The sequence below is a fragment of the Ignavibacteriota bacterium genome (assembly GCA_019637995.1).
Classification (GTDB): domain Bacteria; phylum Bacteroidota; class Ignavibacteria; order Kapaibacteriales; family UBA2268; genus JANJTB01.
The window spans coordinates 1,423,701-1,446,122 of the sequence record JAHBUQ010000001.1 but is presented as its reverse complement, the minus strand read 5'-3'; the positions used below and the strand labels follow the sequence as shown (position 1 = coordinate 1,446,122).

14 protein-coding genes and 1 tRNA gene are annotated in these 22,422 nt (G+C 34.0%); 3 read left to right on the top strand and 12 right to left on the bottom strand.

The window, feature by feature from the left end:
• Positions 1–34: 34 nt before the first annotated feature.
• Entirely contained in the window at positions 35–3,751 is a 3,717-nt protein-coding gene (locus KF896_05735) for a UvrD-helicase domain-containing protein (protein ID MBX3043199.1), read from the bottom strand.
• Between the two features lie 89 nt (positions 3,752–3,840).
• Here KF896_05735 and KF896_05730 point away from each other — a divergent pair.
• Positions 3,841–3,913 (top strand) — tRNA-Met (locus KF896_05730).
• Positions 3,914–4,067: 154 nt separating this feature from the next.
• Here KF896_05730 and KF896_05725 read toward each other — a convergent pair.
• The 10 genes from KF896_05725 to KF896_05680 form a co-directional block, all read right to left on the bottom strand.
• Positions 4,068–5,189 carry a hypothetical protein gene (locus KF896_05725; GenBank protein ID MBX3043198.1) on the bottom strand — a complete coding sequence of 374 codons (1,122 nt, stop codon included), beginning with the start codon at positions 5,187–5,189 and terminating at the stop codon, positions 4,068–4,070.
• 14 nt (positions 5,190–5,203) lie between these two features.
• The gene (locus tag KF896_05720) at positions 5,204–5,698 is read right to left on the bottom strand and encodes a cupin domain-containing protein (GenBank protein MBX3043197.1); all 495 of its coding nucleotides are present in this window, start codon (positions 5,696–5,698) and stop codon (positions 5,204–5,206) included.
• Entirely contained in the window at positions 5,698–8,487 is a 2,790-nt protein-coding gene (locus KF896_05715; GenBank protein ID MBX3043196.1) for a S9 family peptidase, read from the bottom strand. The genes KF896_05720 and KF896_05715 overlap by 1 nt, the downstream gene beginning before the upstream one ends.
• 122 nt (positions 8,488–8,609) lie before the next feature.
• On the bottom strand, positions 8,610–9,581 hold the full coding sequence (locus KF896_05710) for an MCE family protein (GenBank protein ID MBX3043195.1): 972 nt from the start codon (positions 9,579–9,581) through the stop codon (positions 8,610–8,612).
• A 342-nt stretch (positions 9,582–9,923) separates the two neighbouring features.
• Positions 9,924–10,340, bottom strand: coding sequence for a YeeE/YedE family protein (locus KF896_05705; GenBank protein MBX3043194.1), 417 nt, complete (start codon positions 10,338–10,340; stop codon positions 9,924–9,926).
• Between the two features lie 14 nt (positions 10,341–10,354).
• Positions 10,355–10,927, bottom strand: coding sequence for a YeeE/YedE family protein (locus KF896_05700; GenBank protein MBX3043193.1), 573 nt, complete (start codon positions 10,925–10,927; stop codon positions 10,355–10,357).
• Positions 10,928–11,103: 176 nt separating this feature from the next.
• Positions 11,104–11,424 (bottom strand): rhodanese-like domain-containing protein, encoded by a 321-nt coding sequence (locus KF896_05695; GenBank protein ID MBX3043192.1) that lies wholly within the window; start codon positions 11,422–11,424, stop codon positions 11,104–11,106.
• 18 nt (positions 11,425–11,442) lie between these two features.
• Positions 11,443–12,834, bottom strand: coding sequence for an MBL fold metallo-hydrolase (locus tag KF896_05690; GenBank protein MBX3043191.1), 1,392 nt, complete (start codon positions 12,832–12,834; stop codon positions 11,443–11,445).
• 47 nt (positions 12,835–12,881) lie between these two features.
• Entirely contained in the window at positions 12,882–13,682 is an 801-nt protein-coding gene (locus KF896_05685; GenBank protein ID MBX3043190.1) for a sulfite exporter TauE/SafE family protein, read from the bottom strand.
• A 49-nt stretch (positions 13,683–13,731) separates the two neighbouring features.
• Positions 13,732–13,992, bottom strand: coding sequence for a winged helix-turn-helix transcriptional regulator (locus KF896_05680; protein MBX3043189.1), 261 nt, complete (start codon positions 13,990–13,992; stop codon positions 13,732–13,734).
• Between the two features lie 383 nt (positions 13,993–14,375).
• On the opposite strand from KF896_05680, the gene KF896_05675 reads away from it, so the two are divergent.
• Together KF896_05675 and KF896_05670 are read left to right on the top strand one after the other, a co-directional pair.
• Entirely contained in the window at positions 14,376–14,648 is a 273-nt protein-coding gene (locus KF896_05675; protein MBX3043188.1) for a hypothetical protein, read from the top strand.
• A 177-nt stretch (positions 14,649–14,825) separates the two neighbouring features.
• Positions 14,826–16,022, top strand: coding sequence for a fibronectin type III domain-containing protein (locus KF896_05670; protein MBX3043187.1), 1,197 nt, complete (start codon positions 14,826–14,828; stop codon positions 16,020–16,022).
• 643 nt (positions 16,023–16,665) lie between these two features.
• On the opposite strand, the gene KF896_05665 is transcribed toward KF896_05670, so the two are convergent.
• Positions 16,666–22,392, bottom strand: a complete 5,727-nt coding sequence (locus tag KF896_05665) for a phage tail tape measure protein (GenBank protein ID MBX3043186.1) — start codon at positions 22,390–22,392, stop codon at positions 16,666–16,668.
• Positions 22,393–22,422: the final 30 nt, after the last annotated feature.

Below are 22,422 nucleotides of genomic sequence, written 5' to 3'. Positions count from 1 at the left end.
AATTTGAATTATAATTAAAATTTCTTATTCGATATTAATAAGATTTTATTTCAAATAGTTTTTCAGTAAATTGTTTCTCGAAATTATCAATATCCTTTTGTGATAAACTAATTTCAGTCATGAAGTAATCTATATCTGCAGCCATTGTAAAAAGCAACCTTCCTGTGTATCGCTCTTTTTGCTGATATAGCTTGGAAATCAAATACAAATAAAGCTCAAGCTGTGGGCGATAGTGCTCAAGCAATTTATCCGCATCATTTTTATCGGTGACATGATTTGATTTCCAATCCCAAACTTCAATTATACTGTTATCGTGATTTTTTAAAAGTAAATCAATATTTCCCGTAATAATTGAGCCGGCAAGTGGCATATTAAGTTCTTTTTCAAATTCAGAGTATTGAAAATTGTCAAAATTTTCTTGAATAAAATGATTTTTTAAAATCATATTACTTTCCCTATTAGCACGTTCGATAATTGAATCATTATCAGTTTGATTGAATTCCTCCAAAGTTTGATTGATAACAAGTTCTAAAGAGTTGTAATTTTCACTTTTTGCATCGCTGCACCACTCATTTATCCGCTCGCAAATTCGGTGAATAATTGAGCCGTAGAGAGTTCCGTCTGCCTTTTGAACTTCTTCAAATTTTTCATTCTCATCCGGAGTATCGTAATCAGCTATAAAGTTGGGTTTATCTGGAAGTCCTAAAATATATCTTTTACTGAACGAATCAAAATCATTCAAAAAAATACTGTACTTGGTTGCTGAAAGTATATCAAATCTGTTTTCCGGGCAAATTTTATTAGTGTAATAATCTAAATTATTTTCAAAAATGTTTTCAAATTGGATATCAGAAATAACCTTTACATTATCAAAACCTGTGCATTCCCGAATAATTTCGATTTTTTGAATGAGATTTAAATTTTCTCCTTCGGTGAAATCAAGTATGTCTGTAATCGTGATATTATCTTGCTCTGCAAATAAATCAATGCTTTTATCAATAGATTTAGTTATAAGTCCAAAAAATGACTTTTTTTCTAAGGAATAGCTTTTTTGGGTTTGTCGCAAAGTCGCTGAAATGATAAGATGGTATTTAGCGCGAGTCATAGCAACATATAGCAGTCTGGCTTCTTCAGCCAAATCGTCATTAGATTTAACATCTTTCACTACTTTCTGAACAACTGTATCAGCGCTATTTAGTATGAATTTTTCGCCTTCTCCTGAATTAGCAGGAAGCATCATTGGAAGAGATATTCCAAGATTTTTACTTTTGATAATGCCTGAATCCGCAGAACCTCTTGAATTGGAATCAAATAAAATTACAACAGGAAACTCAAGACCTTTTGAAGCATGAACTGTCATTATTCGGACTACATTATCATCGCTTATAAACGCCGCTTCAGCTTCACTTGAGAAATCAATAAGTGAGTATGCCCGACGAATAAATTCATAAAGACTCTTATAGCCTTTACTTTCAAATTCACGAGCTGATTCAATAAGTCTCGAAATATTGGATTTAATCTGTTCCCGTGCATCGAATTTTTCTATAGCGCCGAAATAATCAGTTAATTCAATGATTTTGATAATAAGTTCAGAAACCGAAAGAACAGAAGAAATATCAATTAGTTCCTGTAGAATTATCCGGGCGCGATTGATAAAAAATGCCGAATCTGCAACATCGGTTTGATAAGATTTAAATTTTTCAAAAAATGTGCTGCCTTTTTGGCGTGCAATATTCATCAGTTCGCCATCATTCAAATTAAACATCGGAGATTTCAGTACACCTGCTATACCAATATCGTCATTTTGATTAGTAATAAAATTTAGTAGCGACAGGAAATCACTTATTTCCTGAGTTTGATAAAATCCTTTTCCCGATACTATTGAATATGGTATTTTTTTCTCGATAAATACTTTTGAAAGTTTTTGAATGCTGCTTTTCTTGCGGCAAAGTATAGCAATATCTTTATAATTAGGATTGATATATTCAGAACCATTATGAATTTTTAAAACAGATTTTCCTTTAATAATATTTTGTATATAATCAGCAGTAAGATTTTCTTCAGAAGGATATATATCCGACTCGTGAGATTCATCCTTACGTGGTTTTATAGCTACTAAAAATTTAATGGCTCCATTTTCATGAGTGATAATATCGTCATTTGTTAGTGGGTGTATTAAACTTCTGCCACAAACAAGCTTTTCGTAAGAAATGCCGGATTTCTTACTATCGAAGAGATTACTACAAACTGCATTTGTAAAATGAGCAACAGCGGGTAAAAGTCTGAATGTATCGGCAAGTGATATTCTACCCCAGGACTGAGAATCGCTGACATCTTGAAATTTATCAAAAATATATGGACTTCTGGATAATCTTTTTTCGTTGACAGCTGCTCTATTAAAAGATTCAATATCTGTTTGTGCTTGATTGAATACTGAAACATCAGCTGATCTGAATCCATAAATTGACTGTTTCGCATCACCTACAATAAATACTTTTGGACTATCCTTATAGTCAGTATCCGCAAGTTGTGGAACTAATCTGCGAACCATATCATACTGAATATGATTTGTATCCTGAAACTCATCAACCATCAAAAAATCTAAATCTTTTATGATTTTGCCCCTGACTTCATCATTTTCCATAAGTCTAAGTGCCAATATCAGCAAGTCGTCAAATGTATAAGCAGACTGCTCATGTTTCATTTCCCAAAGTCTTGCATCTGCTTCCAAAGCAAGTTCGACAAATGAGTAAATATTTTTTAAGTAAAGACTACTATCATCATTTCCATCTAAGTAATTAATATTAATTTCCAATATCTCTTTTATTTTATCCCTATACTCTGTCTTTTTTGCAGTATTTGAAAAATATGCATCTACAATGAAATTTGTCAGCTTCTTATTACCAACTTTAAGATTATGGATAATTTTCAGGTAGATAATTGCAAGAGAAATATCGAAATCTTTATTTTTGACATGGTCTGTAAAAGTATCTATAGCAATTTTTATTTCATGATAATTTTTGACAGAAGATTCAATTACATCGTGTGAATTATTAAATATCTCTGCAATTTCATTAATGTTATTCTTAAAATATTCTTTAAATATAGTAAGGTAAATCTGATAGGTTTCTTCAGGATTATTATTGTAAAAATCTTTCAGACTCCTCAGCAGAACCGGCTCCTTAACAATTTGTACAAGAAATTGTCTTAATTTGGATATACTGACGCTTGTTAATAATTCGGCATAATTTTCAATGTTTTCATCGAAGTTACCATTTTGCAGAGCAGATGAATAATCGTCAATTATACTATCCACCGCAAATTCAGCAAAATAATTGCTTTCATATTCATCCATTTCCCTGAATACCGGTGAAATTTCAGCTTCAACAGGGTAATCTCTCAGCAGACTATTGCAGAAACTGTGAATAGTCGAAACTTTAGCAGAAGATATTTGTTCTCTAAGCTGCTTCCACATTTTCAGATTGCCCGGGTCCTCAATCATTCGTTTGCTTATTTTTGATGTTATTTTCGCTTTCATATCACCAGCCGCTTGTCTTGTAAACGTAATTGCAACAATTGAACGAATAGCATCATAAGGTTTCTTCTTTCGTAAATGCAGGAGTAAATCCAAATACTTCTCAACAAGCACACTGGTCTTGCCGCTTCCTGCATTGGCAGTAACTACCAGATGTCTGTCTCTCATTAATGCAAGAGTTTGATCTTTTGTAAAAGTAAAGTCAGTTTTTAACATTATTTTCAAAAATTGTAAGTTTCAAAAATATAATTTAAGATAATGTTTTGTTATGTCAAAAAAAATGCGTATTTTTGTATTCTAAACATCGCGGGATGGAGCAATTGGTAGCTCGTCGGGCTCATAACCCGAAGGTTCTAGGTTCGAGTCCTAGTCCCGCTACAAAAACATACATTTAAAGCAGAATTATTTCTGCTTTTTTTTTGTAACATATCATTAATAATTCATAGAATAAAAGAGACTTCTGATTTCTCGCAGTAACAAATATTTTTGCATCTACACATATTCATACTTTGGCAATATTAAATATCAGTTTCTATCTCTCGTAAATTCTATATTTTTTATAAACATAGCCACTCATAGTTGTAGTAAGACCTCTGTTCATCATGTCGTTATCTTCCAGAATCCAAGATGCTTCACCAATATCCATTCCTAATTGATGTGCCCGCTCGCCGGATTCGTAATAAATCACGGCATCAACTCCTGTTCTTTGGTATTGTGGAAGAACGCCGAGAACAATAATACGCATTATGTTGATATGCTTTTTCTTTGTCGTCATTTGCCATAAAGCACCTGCCATACTACCTTTTTTATTATGAATCAGCACCTGATTAAGGTCCGGCAGCCCTAAATGAAAAGCAGCGGGTTGTCCCTTAATTTCAGCTATAAATGCCACACGTGGATTAGCAATTGGCTTTAAATCATTAGCCATAAAATCAAATTCTTCGTCTGTCATTTTTACAAAGCCCCAATTCGGCTGCCATGCTGCATTATATATTTCCTTAAGTGTCTTGACATCCTTTCGGAATTGTTCTTTATTCTTAAAATTTATATCTCTGATAGTAATCTGGTGACGCTCTTTTAAAAGGCTTTGCATGCGTTTCATTTTGTCGGTGACATATTTTTCATACTCAAGTTTATATGCTAACAAATCTTTAGCCTTGTGCATTCCGCATTTATCCATAAGTTCAGCATAATATGGCGGGTTATAAGGCATTAGTATTCTTGGAGGCTCATTGAAGCCTTCAATAAGAATAGCATTTTCATCATTCATTGATGGATTAACAGGACCACGCATTCCGGTTTTACCTTTTGATTTCAACCAGTTTTCAGCTGCATCTAAAAGTTCTTTTGCAACATCTGCATTATTAATACATTCAAAAAAACCAAAAAATCCGATATTGTCATTATGCTGAATATTATGATTATCATTTATAATACCTGCTATTCTACCGATAATTTCACCATTTGATTCTGCTAACCAGAGCTTTATCTCTGAATGTTTGTAAAATGGATTTTTCTCTGTATCAAGAAGTTTCATCCTATCATAAACCAGAGGTGGTACGAAGTTGCTGTCACCTTTGTAAAAATTCCATTGAGATTTTACGAATCTCTTCTTTTGTGATTTATTTTCTACTTCTATAATTTTGAAGTTCATACTGCATCCGTAAATTAAGTAAGTTTTTTGATTAATTGTTTGTGCTGAGGAAAATCAGTAATAAATTCGTTTCTTTCTGCAAGAGTGAAATCCTCAAAGTCAAATCCCGGAGCTACTGTACAAGAAAGCAGGACGTAATCACCATTTTCAACTTCAGCTGCAAACCATGTATTTTGGGGAATTAATATCTGAGGGAATTCATTGTTATCAGTATCAATTCCAAAATGTTTAATAATTAATTCTCCACTATTTGTAAGGTTGTAAATTTTAGCAGAACCTCCGGAATGAAAAAACCAAAATTCATCACTGTTTACTTTGTGAAATTTTGAAAAAGAGTCTTTAGTAATCATAAAGTAAATAGTTGTGGAAAAACTCCTGTCGGAATTGTATCTATCCGGCAGAGAATCAGAAACTATAAACTCGTCAGAGCGATATGTCTCCTTGTAGAAACCTCCTTCAGGATGAGCCCTAAGCCCAAGTTTTTCAATCCAATATTCAGCGGTATGCATTATTTATTACCTTTATAAATTCTTCCTTCTGAAATCCATTCTGGTGCGGGTTTGCCGAGAGCATAATGATCGAACCACTGTTTCATTTTAATAGCCCAGTCAAGCCTGTTTTCGTATTTTCTCGGGTGATGTGGTTCATTGCGATATTCCACCATAACGCAATTTTTGCTTAGTCTTCTGAAAGCAAGATAAAGCTCAACACCTTGTGAAAACGGAACAGCTTCATCAACATTACCATGCAGAATCAAAAGAGGTGTAACAGCTTTATTTGCATAAAATACAGGAGAATTACGAATATAAGCATCCAGTGAATCCCAAAGATTGCCACCGATTCTGCTTTGGTATTTTTCATACTGGAATTGGCGTGCAAGACCTGATTCAGTTCTTATTTGGCTATAAGCACTTGTCATATTACCAACTGGTGCACCTGCTCCGGCTGCGGCAAACATATCGGTTTGAGTTACTATGTACGCTGTCTGATAGCCTGCCCAGGAATGCCCCTGAATAACAAGCTTTTTAGGATCTGCAATTCCCCTGTCTATCAGTGTCTGAACACCTGAAGTAACAGCATCTACTGCATCTGTACCAGGGCGTCCGTCACGATATTTAACATCAGGGACAAATACAAGGTAGCCTTCACCCAAATAAACCTGATATGCGGGTCTGTGGTTAATTCTCGGCTGATAAAAGCGGTGAGTATGCTCTGAAAATCTTTCGTAATAATAAACTAATACAGGATACTTCTTTTTTGGGTCAAATCCATCAGGCTTGATTAAATACCCGTCCAACGTATCACCAACTGGAGATACCCAGGATAATGACTCAGTCGTACCCCAAATAAAATCCTTCATCTCCGGATTAACATCGCTGATTTTCTTTGCTGAATCAAGGAAAATATCCGAGTACCATAAATCAGGAAATTCATCAAAGCTTTCTTTGGTATAAAGAATTTTATCAGCATTTTGAGCTTTTTTTACAAAGAAATAATTTTTTCCTTCAATGTGTCCCATTCCACTTTCGGTACAAATATTTATACCTCCTGCGATATGAGTTTCGAGAAAGTAAAGATTCGTATTCTTGCTTTTATGACTATAGCCATGCATATAAACAGTATCTTTTTCACTGAATACTTTTTTTCTTGTATTTGTCTGGCGAAGTCTGAAAGTTATATCAAGTCTTCTTCCTACAGTGGCGGTCAAATTAACAAAAGAACCATGGTCACCAAGGAAAAACTTGTAAATATCATTTCTTTCGTATATCAGAACATATTTATCAAGTTCGAAGAATCCTCCAATACCGTAACTTCCGGCTTCAATAGGTAAATCCTGATCAATATCATGAAATGGAATTTTAATTCTTTCGGTGATATTTGACATTTTGCCGGTTTCTGTATCGTAAATGTGCCAGTTCTTATCTTTAAAGTAAACAATATGTTTGCCAAGTGGTGATAAATTAGCAGTTTCGGCTATTGCTTCAACAACTAATTTCCGCTCACCTGTATTAAGATCAATTACATAAAGGTCATAGAACCAGCCCCCCCAAGTTGATTGAAGGGCATATTTTGAGTCATCATATCCGATGGTGAAATTAGAATTATCGCTATATTTTACATCTTCAAGGGTTTCATCTGCAAGTTGAAAAAAATTGCGTCTTTCAGCATCATAAACTGCTGCATAAGTCCTGTCTTTATTCTTGTTCCACCAATTAACCTGATGAGTAGATATTCTTGGGTCTTTCCAATGCCAAATTAAATCATCTGAATTATATAAAATTGAATCAGCATCATAGAAGCTTGACTCGGTAAATTTTAGATCTTCGATGTCTGCTGTATCTTTTTCACTATTTGGCTTTAATCCGAAGAATAGTTTTAAGCCATCTTCAGACCACTGAGTTTTATTTTTTGCCGGAATATACCATCCTTTTTTTACAGCTGTTGAAGTAACAGCAAACTTCATAGTTTGTGGACTAATTTTTTCCCATAAAATCAATTGTCCTTCATCAGGACGACCATCTTTTCTTAAAGTTGAAGATATATAGGCAAGTGAATTTTTATTGTCATTCCATGCAAGTGCAGAGAAAAAAGTATTTTCCATCTTATTGATTGCGGTTTCAGGAGCAAAATCTTCTTTCAAGTCACGGCGATAAACACCATCACGTTTCCCTTCAGGTGAAGATACTGTATAAAACAAGTAAGTAGATGTACTATCCAGTAAATATTCAGAAACATCATCAATTTTGATTTCAGTACCTGAGAATAAATGCTTAATAATCAATTCAGATCCGATTTCTTTCTTTTTCATTTTATCGCTTTTGCGATTATCATCCTTATATTTTTGATATATAAGCCATTTTGAGTCATTGCTGAATTCGAATTTATTTATATTTTCAAATTCATCAAATTTGCCGGTAGAATTTCTTAGCAAAATCATACCATTTTTGGGTTTGTCTTTTGGTGATTTTGCATTTTCAACATCTAAGGATTTAGGCATTTGAACAGCAGCAAGCCAATAACCGTCATTCGAGAATACTGGTCTGTCTCCACGAGGAATGATAACTTTGTTTGTATCATCGCCGGCTGAGACAATTAAATTGCCATCGCCGCGGTCGGGAAACACAGAATAAGCCACCCATAAGCCGTTATCAGATATTGCTGTCGAGCGAATTGACCTGAATTTCATTGCATCTTCATGCGTGAACTGTTTTTTGGATAATATTATTTGTGAAGTTAACAGTTGGGATATAAATAACCCAAGTATTAGCAAATAAAAGCGTTTCATTGATATTGCCATAATTTAAATCTAAAATTTAATAAATAATTTTCTTATTGAAATATGCACACATACAATATATATGACACATAAAAACTGTTTTTGTTAAGAATTAATTTTAAAATGTGGAAAAAATAATTAATTTAATCCTCTTTAGGAGGCGGTAAACTTAAAAACATTGTAGATGGATTATCGGTAAATGCTCTTAATGTATTTCTCAAATCCTTATTTGTACGGATTAGCTCATCCATTAATTCCTGAAAAGAATATATTGATGATTCGGCTCTGAATCCCATATTAGCAATAACATTAGTCGTCTGAGTCATCGAAGAATCATATTTTGAATATATCTTATCCATGTGCTTATTCAGTTGCATTTGCTCGATTTGTGAATTCAGTTCAGCAATCATATCTTCAATTCTCATTGCCGATTTTTTAAATATCAGCGTCGTTTCAGTAATATTTTCGATTGCCAAAGATGAATCTGCTTTTTCAAGGACAGAATTTAAGTGACTTGAAGAAGCTTCAAGATTGACTAAAATATCATGCAATTCTTTTTTCTTGAAAAAATCTGTAGAAACATCCAAAAATTCCATTGTTTTTTTGTTTAATTCAAAGACATTCAGAGCCATTAAATTATTCATCACTGCTTCTGCGGCTATAGTAATTTCTTCTATGCCTGAAGGAGCGGAGCGAATCAATCTGTAAGGCGGGTCAATGCTTCCAATATTAGGATACCTGTTTGCCATATCAGGATTAGAGGGATAATGCAGCTGAAGGAACTTGCCACCTGCGATACCTGCCATTGCTGGCTGTATTCTCAAGCTGTCATCAATACTGATTTTAACATCAATCAGAAAAATTACTTCCACTAAGCGTCCATCCGGAGCGACCTGAATAGTTGTAATCCTGCCACAGGGTACACCCTGATATTTTACTGCAGAGCCATTCTCCAGACCTTCAACTGAAGTGTCAAAATAAGTAACATAATAAGTCTGCTGCTTAAGAATTTGGCTTGCACCAAGCCAGATAATCAAGCCAATCATTATCAGACTGCCTGTAATGACAAACAATCCTATCAAAAATGGATTGGCAGATCTTTTTTTTCTGCTCATTGTCTTGCCTCTATGAGAGATTTTACTCTAATTGTAATATCTTTTTATTTATATACAGTTTTTATAATTACAAATATAGAAAAAACCCTTTATAATAGGAATTGAAATTTCAAAATAATTGAAACTATTTAAAAAATTGATTGATTTTGTTAAATTCCGCAAATAAATACACAAAACAAATTATATTTTGTATATTTTAGTTTGCAAAATTAAAGTCGGATTTAATATTCGGCATTCTCCAAACTCATACTTTATAATTTGAAAATGTTAAGGATAGTAAAAAAAGGTAAATTAACTTTTGAGAATATAAGAGATTTTTATTCTCTGTTTGAATTTTACAAATTAATGTGGCAGTTTGTGCTGAACTAAACCATAAACGAAAGTACCCAAAATTGCTGATGCAATAACAACAAGCATCACCGAAAATCCATTTCCGATAAGTATGTAAATTGGTCCCGGGCAAGCACCCGCCATTGCCCAGCCGATTCCGAAAAGTATTCCTCCGAACAAATATCTTGAAATGCTGAAATCTTTTGGTGCGATTTTTATCTCATTACCTTCAATAGACTTTAGTTTGAATTTTTTGATAATTGTTGTTACTATTGCTCCTAATGCTACTGCAGAACCAATTATTCCAAACATGTGAAATGATTCAAAAGTAAACATTTCGTAAATTCTATACCATGAAATAACTTCAGCTTTTGTTAGAATAATACCAAATAATATCCCAACTAAAGTTATTTGAAAATATTGCTTCATCATTTTTGTATTCATCATATTCCTGTCCTTAAAATTAATGGCAACATAAAATATGTCATAACCAGACCACCAATAAAAAATCCTGCGACAGCAATTAGTGAAGGTAGTTGCAGATTGCTAAGTCCACTGATTGCATGACCTGATGTACATCCGCCTGCCCACCTTGCTCCAAATCCAACTAAAAATCCTCCGACAACAAGAATAGTAAAACCTTTGAATGTCATCAAACTTTCCCATGAGAAAATTTCTGCAGGCAATATATCTGTGCCCGGACTGCTGATACCCATAGCCATAAGATTAATCGTAGCCTGCTCTGATATCTGTACAGGTTCAGGTGAAGAAAGCAGAGTCGAGGCTATCAATCCGCCAAGTATCATTCCAACTACAAAAAATATATTCCAAAGTTGTTCTTTCCATTTAAAATTGAAAAATGGGATGAATTTTCCGGCTCCGGTTGAGGCGCAAATTGTCCTCATTGTAGATGATACTCCGAAATTCTTTCCTAGGTAGAGCATCAAAAACATCACAAGTGTAATCATTGGACCTGCTACATACCATGTCCAAGGTTGCTTAATGAATTCAAGCATTTATATACTCCTAAATTTTATTAATAATTTTATTCATATTTAATTTTTTGTAAAAACTAAAACTGCAATAATCTGAAAAGATTAACGCCTATTTAATATTGATTTGATTAAGGTACTGTCTGATAATCCTCAAATGAATTGATTATCAGACAGTTCCGATAATTGCTTATTTAGCCTTATCTACCCATCATTTGATAACGCCAGGCAATAACTCCACCATCCAGATTATACAGCTGTTCAAATCCTTGACGAGCCATAAAATCACATAAAAATGCACTACGGTTGCCACTTCTGCAATATATGTAGTAGGCATTATTTTTATCGAGTTCTGATATTTTTTGTCCAAAAACTGGTGACATAATATCAATATGAAAATCGTGTTCCAGTTTGAATTCCATTAGTTCCGGTAAGGTCCTGCAATCAATAACCTTAGCATTGGGATTACTTTCAACACCTGCTTTGAATTCTTGCGGAGATAAATCTTTGTAATTTGACATCGTTATCCTTAATTAAGATTAATTATTTGATACTAATTTTATTCCGGTTTCAGTAATGGCGTTAAAACCACCATCCACATCAATAACATTATCAAATCCTCTTGAACGAAGAATTGAAGCAGTTGTCATTGATCGGTAACCGCCAGAACAGTGCAGAATGTAGTCTGTATTTCTGTCAATTTCGTGCATTCTTTCATTAATATAATCAAGCGGGAAATTAACTGCTCCCGGAATATGACTTATTTCATACTCGCTTGGACGTCTAACATCTAAAATATTGATTTTATTTCCCGATTCTACTCTTTCTTTCAACTCTGAAGGTGAAATTGAGTGAATTATATCAATTTCCTTACCGGCATTTTTCCATGCTTCGATACCACCTTCAAGATATCCAAGGACATTTTCATAGCCCACGCGTGCAAGTCTCATCAGAGTTTCTTCTAATTTATCTTCTTCGGTAATTAATACTATCGGTTGTTTGATGTCCGGTATCAATGCACCAACCCATGGAGCAAACTGCCCGTCGAGGCTTATATTTACTGAATTCGGAATGAATGATTTATTAAATACCTGCTGATATCTTGAATCAAGCATCAGAGCAGAATATGAGTTCACAATTTCTTCAAACTGTTCCGGGCTAAGTGGGTTAGCACCTTTTTTCATCACAATGTCGAAACTATCATAACCCTCTTTATTCATTCTTGCATTTACCGGAAAATAGGGTGGAGGCGGCATTATTCCCTCTATAACCTGCTGTATAAATGTGGGTTTGTCTGGAGCTAAAAGAGCATAATTTGTCTTTTTCTGAATTCCGAGATAATCAACTGTTTCCTTGCTCATTTTCTTTCCACATGCAGAACCTGCACCGTGAGCAGGATAAACGAGTATATCATCTTCAAGCGGGATAATTTTATTTTGAAGCGAATCATAAAGCATTGCTGCTAAGTCTTCCTTAGTTAAATCACTTTTAACAGCGAGGTCAGGTCTTCCAACATCACCTATGAATAAAGTATCACCTGAGAAAATTGCATGATTCTTGCCATTTTCATCAATTAGTAAATATGTAGTTGATTCAGGAGTATGTCCGGGAGTATGTAAGGTTTTAATTTTCAATTTTCCGATATTGAAAATCTCGCCATCCTGAGCTACATAGCTTTCGTATTTTGTTTCTGCTTTTGGTCCAAACACAATTGTAGCACCGGTTTTTCTTGCTAAATCAATATGACCTGATACAAAATCGGCATGGAAATGTGTTTCAAAAATATACTTTATTTTTGCATTGTTCTTCTCAGCACGCGAAATATAAGGAGAAGATTCACGCAAAGGATCAATTATTGCAGCTATTCCATCTGATTCGATGTAGTAAGCACCTTGGGCAAGGCAACCTGTGTAAATTTGTTCAATAATCATTTTAATAACCTCTTAAATTTTATAATAATAATTTGTTTCATATTATGTTAGTTTAGAAATAACTCTTTGATGATTATAAATATGCCCATTATCAGGACAAAATAACCAAACCCTTTTTTGAGTGAAGAGCCCGGAATTTTCTTGGATAATATTGTGCCGATCAACATACCAATAATAGAAATGCCTGTGAATATTATTAACGACATCCAGTTGATATCAATTTCAGCCATCATATCACCTGAGAATCCAATAATAGATTTAACTGCTATAATCACAAGTGATGTTCCTACTGCCATTTTCATAGGGATTTTTGCAAGGATTACCAAAGCGGGAATTATCAGAAATCCACCTCCTGCACCAACAAGACCGGTAAGAACACCCACAACAAAACCTTCAATAAAAATCATCGGATAATTGAATTTTGGTGCAATAATATCTGCTTCAATATTACTTTTTCCGGATTTTATCATAGAAAAAGATGCTGCAAGCATCAGTATTGCAAATAATAAAAGAATTGCAAGTGGCTTATCAAGCACGAATCCTGAAGTATTAATTAAAGAATCCGGTATCGAAGGCATTAAATATGCTCGGGTCAGAAACACTGCTATCAATGACGGAATTGAAAATACAATAGCAGCTTTAATATCCACTAATTTATTTCTAAAAAATTGGATAGAGCCAATAGCTGCAGATACTCCGACAATAAATAATGAGTATGATGTTGCAAGCACAGGGTCTGAACCTAATATGTAAACCAATATTGGAACTGTAAGTATGGAGCCACCTCCACCAATCAATCCCAGAACAATACCCATAATAATAAAGCTTATATAACCAATTATTTCCATTCAACAATCCAATATATGTTCATATATACATATAATATATAAAAAAATATTATACAATTTTGCATTTACCCATACAATCAAAAATTGATTCAATGTTTTTGAGTGCTATGGAATAATATAAATTTTTACCATTTCTTTCTGAGCATAATATACCCTTATCTTTCATTTTAGTCAAATGGTGAGATAGAAGGGACTGCTCAATCTTTAATTTCTGCTGTAAGTCTGTTACACCCATTGTTCCTGAACTTTCAAGAAGTTCTATAATCTCAAGGCGAACAGGATGTGCAATGGTTTTGAGAACCTCTGCCATCTTATCCAATTTTTCTGCCGATATGTTGCGATAAGTCAATTTTAATATAATTTATAGTTTGCACGAAATTTAATATATGAACGTATGAAAATATATTCAATTGTAATAAAATTTAAAATTATTTTTACTCCAGGTATATCTGATTCCTTTGATGTTTTTTAAAAGTCTTTAAACTTATGATTATCAATAGGGTAGAGGTGGTTGAATTGACATAATTTGTATAATATTAGCAGATGGTAAAAATAAAATTATTCTATAATAATGATATAATTGCTGTATACTAAAAATAGTTTAGTATTGTACTAATTTATATATACCTTTGTATTATGTATTTAATATTTTTGAACTATTTTTTTCAATTTTTATTTACAAATAGGTGAGAAATGAAAAAATCCATAAATATTTTTATTATTATTTTTACTTTGTTTATACTTTTAAAAGTTGAGTTATATAGCCAAGTTCCAACTCAGCAAGCTTATAATATTGTTTTTACTAACTTAACTGCAAGTGGTTTTACAGTTGTTGCTACAAAAGGAAATGGCACTGAAAGAATTATTTTAGTTGAAGAAGGTACATCAGTAAATTCCTTCCCAACTGAAATACCAATCACAAACTATACTTCAAATAGTAATTTTAGTATAGCTCCTTCTATATAAAACTCAAAAATTGTTTACTTAGGTTCAGATAGAATTGTATCTGTTACCGGGCTTCAACCCGGAAGATTATATACTGTTAAAGTCTTTGAGTATAATGCTTCCGGCTATAATATTTCGGATGCTGTAAATAATCCCAGAAGTTTTAGTACAAAGCCTTTAGCTCCACAAAGTGTTGGCTTGATTACAGAGGCTACAAATAACTCCTTTCAGATTGGTTGGAAAAACCCCTCAGAAGGTGGTGTTGACGGATTTGAAGTAACCGTCTCTACCACAAGCAATTTTTTAACTCATATAGATTTGTACAATAACAGGTATGTTGATGGTAATAGTTTAGTAATACAAAATGAAGATGCAACTGTATTTAGCCCTAATACAACTTATTTTTATCGGATTAGAACTGTTTTCGATGATCAAACCAGTGATTGGTTAGCGGGATCTTCAGGTGTAACTACTAAACCGGATAATGCTTCATTAGCTGTTGAATTGGGCTATGTTTGTTTGGATAATTCTTATACACTTACTCCGACTGGTCCATCCCCTGGAAACGGAACAGAACAACATAAATTCACAGTATATAAAACTGAATTTGATGAAGATGCAATTAATGAAGTCGCATCATTGTCAATTACTTTGACTCCTGATGATTACGAAGAAGGTACGACTGATTTTTGGGTTGTAGCTGTTAGCAATAAATCCGGTCTCCAGTCTGACACCCGAACAAAATTTACTTTGAGTACAGCTAATTCTTCAGCTATTGTTTTTGTAAGCGATGATATTGACGAAAACACAAGCGGATGGCAAGTGACTCATTTTGACAACCTGAATGAAGCACTTGATGTGGCTTGTATAGCTGCCACTATCAATATCTCCAACTACACACACACCGGTAATATTGATATGACCGGCTATAATTATAAAGTTGGCGATAGCGACTTTTTCCTCAATGGTGAGATTAGTGGAGGCTTAATTCAAACTATCGGTACTGGTCGGTTGATACAATCAGCTGTGCAGAATCAGACTCGCACTTTCCCTGTTACTGATGGAACTAATAACTATACGGTTTCAATAACTCCCGGTAGTAAAGATGGATTTTTTGCTGTACGTCTTAATGCAAACAAGTCTGTCGCAGGCTCTTTAGTTAATCCGTTTGTATTTTGGGATTTGTATGCTTCATCTAATATTGATGCAACAGTAATATTAATTATCGAAAAATCTTCTCTTGGTATTACTGAAATTCCAAGAAACTTTCTACTAAGATTCTGGAATGGAGAACGATATGTTCCTATTTCTCAAAGCAAAGTAAGTTTAAACAACTTTGATGAATTTTATGAAATTACAATAAATGAATTTTCAAATTTTAATGTATTGGATTAGTAAATTCTGACTTCTTTTTAACTGATTGTTATTTACAACTCGAATAAGTATTTAATAAATCAGCATACTATTTTGCATTAGCGGGCTATTTTGAGTTGTTCCTGTAAGAAAATTACTTTGTATCGAATTCTCCGGAATACAGTAATACAGAAAAAACGGAATATAATATCAAATTTACCAGATGAAATTTATTTGCTTAGAACTATTGTAATTTAAGTAAGAGATTGGGATTAATGCCAAAGGGCTGTAGTTTCATTATTATTAGAAAGGATTTATAATATTTAAAAATTTAGTAAAAAAAAGGCTAAGAAACCTGTGTCCAAAATTTGTCCAAGAAGTGCTAAAAAATACTTAATTTACTTACAGTTACTTTATGGTTTGTGGGGGGTAAAAGCCCTGAAGATTAGATGAATATAATTAAAAAAGGCTGAGATTGATGTCACAGCCTTTCAATTTTTATTGTGGGCCCGGAGGGACTATTTGACTTCTTTATAAATCAATGACTTAGATGTAGTTGTTATTGAAATGGACAAAATATGAACAGAATTATTGAATTTTCCTTCAAAAACTAACATATTTTAAAGTGAAATATCATTTATCAATTTATCGAAAATAAATAATTATTATTGCCAATTATTTGAATTTATTTTTTCCTCGAAAGATTATGTATGTTTGTCCTTCTGAGTGCTATATCAATATCGTTTCCCCGAAGAGTTGTTTTCAATTCTTGGGAGGCAAGTAGCTTTTCTACTCGGTCAAGTTTAGCTATTAGCATTGAATTTGAGTTTGCTCCTGCCATTTGAACAGTGGCAATCAATTGAGAATCGTTGAAAATCCATTCTCGGTTTCTGCCTCCCAAGCGTGAACCATCTCCAATAATTGCCATAGTCGGTTGGTCAATTCTACCACCAGTTGAAAAGCTAAGGATTGTTGATATTATCGGGTCTGTTATTGCCTTAACAGCCGCATTGATTGCAGTTGTTATTACAGGAATTGCAACAACATTTGCAGGGAAAGGCAAAGCTGATATATACTGCATTGTTCCTGGAGACAATACCAAATCCAATATAAATGCCGAAGCCTTTGCTTGCAACATACCTGCAAGTTGTGAAAAGAATTTTCTCCAACTGTCTGCTGCAGCTTCCGGGTCGCCTGCGAATAGATTACTCAAACTATCGGTAACTGTTGTTTGAAGCTCTGTTACAAGTAATCCAAGCGAATCACCACGTTCGGAAATCAATTTCTCTGTTTCAAGTAGTTTTTTGGAAAGTGCATCATATTCTTCTTGTTCCTTTTGACTATCAAAAATCGGTCTGCCAAATAAATCAAACTTGTTTGCCTTTTCTTCCAGTAGTTCAAGTTGCTTCTTTAAAGCATCTTTCTGAATACTCAAAGTTTCATTATCTTTACGCCTTTGCAATTCTAATTCAAGACCCTGCCTTTGAGAATCTGCTCGCAATTGCTTCCTTCGGAATTCTTCTTCTTTCTTCTCACGCTCTTTTCTACCGTTCTCCTCGATTTCTGCTTTCTTCTTCTCAAAGACTTCTGAACTAATTGAATTCATATCACGCCACTTTTCAAGTTCTGCAAGTTTAGCTTTCTCGGTGTCTTCAATCTTTTTTAGTTCGGAATCCTTATCTTCACTTAGACTTTTATCAGTTGCCCTATTATAGATTTCGTTGAACTTATTCAAAATTTCGGATTCTCTTTTAAATCTGTTCTCAATTTCAGAAAGCTTTTCATCTTCACTTCTCTTAATGGAATCTACCCTCGATTTATAGATTTTATCTTCAATATCTATTATCTTCTGTTGGGTGTCTAATTCATTCTGAATAAGCTCAAGGTTCTTCTCTTTTGCTTCTTTGATTTTCAATTCATACCTAATCCTAATTCTCTCAGTTTCTTGTACAGAATTTTCTCCAGACACTCTGCTTAATTCATTCTCCAAATCCTGATTCAATTTTACAATGACATCATTGTTGGTTTCGATTTCATTTCTTGTTATCGAAAGCTTATTTCTGTATTCATCAATGTAAGTCTCAAGTGCTGTTTCTTCCTTAATACCTATTGAAATCTCCCATTCAATTTTCTTTTTCTCAAGGTCGCTTAGTTTGTCTTTAAGAGCTATATCATCAGCTTTTAGCTTAACTTTTAGTTCAAGTATCTTAGATTGCTCTTCTTGAACCTTAATATTAAAATCCTGAATGATAGATTTAATCTCTGTTTTATCTGCTTCTTTCACTTTTGAATTGAAAATGATTTCGCCTTCATTTGTTACTTCGCTAATCAATTTCTTGGCTTTTAGTGCTTCAATCCAAGCTATTCTTTGGTTTTTAATTGTTTCCAATTGCTTTTGATTGATAAGAAGTTCATCATAAGAATCTGCTTTACGGTTTTCTTGAATCAAACTTTGTTTCTGGACATACTCATAATTCTTCTGATCAATCTCCAAATTCTTATTTTTCAGTTCTGATTCTTGTTTTGCCAATTCAAAAGCAGACTTACCTTCTTTAGTTTTAAGCCCTGCTCTAATTTGATTGGTTTCATCAATACGGTCGAGGTTCTTCTTTTCTTTTACATTTTCTTTTAAACTTTTCAGTTCTGAATTGTATTGCTCTTGTAATTCTTTCTGCTCTTCTTTGCTCAAAGCCTTATTTTTAAGCTGTTTCGACATTTCATTAATAGCACTTAGTTGCTTTTTAATATTATTATCTATCTCGGAAGTTGCCGCAGACCAAGCTTCTGCCAATTTATCAATAACCTTTACTTGCGAATCTCCAACTGTTTTGCTTTCTTTTTGAACATTTACAAGGTTCTTTGCTTCTTCAACACTGACGCCGAATGACTTTGCTATTTGCTCATATACTCTATTGACATCAATTCCACCTTGAATAGCTTTTCCTGCCCAATCAATAATGCCATCCTTTTGAGCATTCATCTTTTGTTGAATTGCATCGTAACTCTTTTCAAGTTCTTTAGTATCAAGACCCTTTGCTTTACTCTTATTGATTTCATCTTGAAGTTCTTTGAGTTTAGTCTGCCCGGATTTATAAGCATCTTCTTCTTTCATTAAGTTGCCAAGATATGCTTCTTGTTTAGATTGAAGTTCACTCGAATACCTTTGTTTCATCTTCTCCGATACTTCAAGAATCTTCTCGTTTTGAATGTCATATTGCTTAATCAGTTTGCCTTCTTTGTCTTGGATTACACCAATTTCTTTTACTGCTTCGGGTGCTGTTCGTTTAATTTGTTCAGCGATTGATGCTTTTTCAATGTCCGTCTTTGCTTTGGAGAACTTTTCAACTAATTTACCAATATTATCCTGCTCGTCAAGATCCTTTTGAATACTAATCATTTCAGTTACTACTTCTCCAAATTTAGTATCTTTAACCTTGTTCCGTAGTTCAATTAATTGCACATTGAATTGTTCTTCTACTTCGCTTGGCAGTTCAACCTTATCAAATTCAATCCCGATTTTTGAACCTTCGGCAAGTGTCTTTGACATCTCTTCGGTTTGGGATTTAAGCTCTTCCGTTACTTTTTGATACTTTGTTTTGATTTCAGAAATATCTTCTCCCTTCTTTGAACCTTCAACAATCTTATTGGCAAGCGTTTCTGCTTGTTCGGACAGATTTTGATATAAGTCTGCTTTTTCTTTCAATCCTTCTGTGAATGTATTCTGTTCTGATTTCAATTTACTTGAATAAGATTCTTCATTCGCCTTTGTGAATTCTTTTACTTTTTCAATATTCAAATCAATAGCTTGAACCACTTTTCCATTTTCATCAATAAGTTGCTTATAACCATTCACAGCACCGGGTACTTGCTTTGCAATTTCTTCAGCTATACTTTTCTTTTCGATTTCTGACTTGGCACTATCAAACTTCTTTACAAGTTCATCTATTTTTTTGTTTTTGTCGATTTCTTCTTTGATTGTCATTGCATTCTGAATAGCAAAGTCAAGTTTGGATTCTGCTATAGTGTTCTTTGCCTTATTCATTGCACCGGAAACTGCATTAGTAAGTCGGTTTGAAAGCACTTTTTCATATTCATCGTCTCCGCTTATCCAATTCACAGGATTAAGATAATACTTAGCATAGTCCATTAAGACAGAAAACAATTCAGGTATTGATTCAATAAAGCCCAACACAAAATCCTTAGCTATTCTAACTGAATATATCAACACTTGAACTCCTTTGGCTGTCATCTCAAAATATTTACCGATTAGCTTCAAAACTTCTCCAAAATTTTGAAATGCATTTGAAGATTCATTGGATACACCAACTAAGTCAAGAATGACATTGACTATTTCGGAAACAAATGATATAGCTATTTCTATCGGGGTAATAAGCATCTCAAAAACAAATTCGCCTATTTTGATTAAGTAATTGATAAATTCTTCTCCTGCATCAAGAAAAGAATCAATAACTGGTTGAGCTTTATTCCAAAGTTCTTTTGACGAATCGCCCCAACGTTCAAGTATTTGCTTGCCCTTTTCTGTTTTTGTCAGATACAAAGTAAGTCCAGCTACAGCCGCCCCAATTCCTAAAACCCAAGGATTTGCTATTGCCTGTCCCAACTTGGCTAAAATCCCGCCACTTTCTTGCATTTTCGAGCTTAAACCTTTTATTACTCCACCTGTGCTTTCTGCATTTTTAATTAAACTTGTGAATCCTGATGATATACCTGATATTTGTCCCTTGATTTTATCTAATGGGATGATTTGTCCAAGTCCTGCAAAAGAAGTTATCAATGGAGCTAACTGAGTAGAAGCTGACAGTACCGTTTGTCCTGTGCTACCAATTGTTTCCATTAAATTGTTAAAACCTGCTTGAATCGAGTTAAGCATAATTTTTGTTTTTACTCCAATTCCTTCAGAAGCCACTTTGAATGCTTCCTCTGTTGTGCCAATAGAATTTGCAACTGCAATGTAATCATCGGCAGCCATTTGAGCATTTTTACCAGATAATAACATCACTGCACCCGCAGCTTCAACAGATGAAAATATCTGTGTGGCTGACTTACCTGCATCTTCAATTGCACTTCCAATCTTTTTCATTGATTCTTGAAGTCCATCCTTCTTTAAAGAATCCAATGAAACACCCGCTTTCTGCATAATTGGAGCTAATGTAGCACCTGGTTTGGCAAGTTCTGTTAGTGCCGCTCTAATTTGAGTAGTCGCTTGGGCAGTTGGCGTTCCTTGTTTTGTCATTGTAGCAATTGCAGCTGCTACTTGTTTGAATTCTACTTCAAATGCGGCAGCTGTTGGTATCACGTTAGCAAGGGAGGCATTAAGTTCTGGAATTGTTGTTTTTCCAACATTTACCGCACCAAAGAAAATATCAGCTACTTCACTTGATCGTCCTGCTTCAATTCCATAAGCATTCATTACTGATGTTAGACCATTCACCGCATCTTGTGTAGATGTTAGTCCTGCTGTAGCAAGTTTTGAAGCGGTTTCAACAAATACCATACCTTCTGTAACATCTGCAAAGCCATCTTTTACTTTAATTGTTCCTGCGGAAATTGCATCATAAACACCTTGAGCGATTTCACCCGCAGAATCAGGAACGGTTGTTGATAGATTTGTGGCAGCAGAAGCAAATTCCTGAAAGTTTTTGACTCCTAATGTGCCTATGTTTCTAACTTGTTTGTCTAATTCTATAAAAGGTTCTTGAAATGAATTTAATGTTGATGTCAATTGTTCGATTCCTTGAACTGCCATCCCGAAGGTTGCCATTCTATCGCCAATGGTTTTGGTATTTTTTGATGTTGAATCTAACTGTATCAACTTTGCTTCGGCTTCGGAAATTTCTTTTTGAAGTTTATTATATGCCTCACTTCCTTCGTTTCCACTTGCTTTCAATGCTTGGAGTGCTAACTTTTGTTTTGCAACTAATTGTTCTGTTTCTTGGCGTGCTCTTTGGAAAGATTCGGCAAGTTTTTCAACTTCTTTGTCAAACTTAGTTGCATCCATTTCTTTAAGTGCCTTGTCAAGATTTTGGATGTTTTCGTCAAGGTTTCCTTGCTGCAATTCGTTTAGAGTTTTCTCGATTTCGGACAGGTCTGTTTTATCAATATCTGTGAGTATTGATTCTATATCACTAAGAGCTTTCTTTGCTTCTTCTGTGTCTAAATCAATTTCTAATGCTGAAAGAACTTTCTCCAAATCTTTAGCTCCTTCTTCTGTTTCCATAAGAAATTGAACTACTTGCTTAATACCATGCTTGAATTCAGTACTATCGAAATCCAAATCCGGACTTACCTTACTTAGAATAGTTTCAACTTCTTTTGCTAATCTCTCAACTTGGGATTTATCAGATTTTAGATTAACCAGAAAGTCAAGCACTACTTGAAAATTCTTTGCCACAAGCAAACCTATTGCAATATTTAAAAATTA

Coding starts and splice junctions, on each gene's coding strand:
- KF896_05695 (MBX3043192.1), bottom strand. CDS start 11,424: ATGTCAAATTACAAAGATTTATCTCCGCAAGAATTCAAAGCAGGTGTT.
- KF896_05735 (MBX3043199.1), bottom strand. CDS start 3,751: ATGTTAAAAACTGACTTTACTTTTACAAAAGATCAAACTCTTGCATTA.
- KF896_05690 (MBX3043191.1), bottom strand. CDS start 12,834: ATGATTATTGAACAAATTTACACAGGTTGCCTTGCCCAAGGTGCTTAC.
- KF896_05685 (MBX3043190.1), bottom strand. CDS start 13,682: ATGGAAATAATTGGTTATATAAGCTTTATTATTATGGGTATTGTTCTG.
- KF896_05725 (MBX3043198.1), bottom strand. CDS start 5,189: ATGAACTTCAAAATTATAGAAGTAGAAAATAAATCACAAAAGAAGAGA.
- KF896_05720 (MBX3043197.1), bottom strand. CDS start 5,698: ATGCATACCGCTGAATATTGGATTGAAAAACTTGGGCTTAGGGCTCAT.
- KF896_05715 (MBX3043196.1), bottom strand. CDS start 8,487: ATGGCAATATCAATGAAACGCTTTTATTTGCTAATACTTGGGTTATTT.
- KF896_05700 (MBX3043193.1), bottom strand. CDS start 10,927: ATGCTTGAATTCATTAAGCAACCTTGGACATGGTATGTAGCAGGTCCA.
- KF896_05680 (MBX3043189.1), bottom strand. CDS start 13,992: ATGGCAGAGGTTCTCAAAACCATTGCACATCCTGTTCGCCTTGAGATT.
- KF896_05710 (MBX3043195.1), bottom strand. CDS start 9,581: ATGAGCAGAAAAAAAAGATCTGCCAATCCATTTTTGATAGGATTGTTT.
- KF896_05705 (MBX3043194.1), bottom strand. CDS start 10,340: ATGAAGCAATATTTTCAAATAACTTTAGTTGGGATATTATTTGGTATT.
- KF896_05675 (MBX3043188.1), top strand. CDS start 14,376: ATGAAAAAATCCATAAATATTTTTATTATTATTTTTACTTTGTTTATA.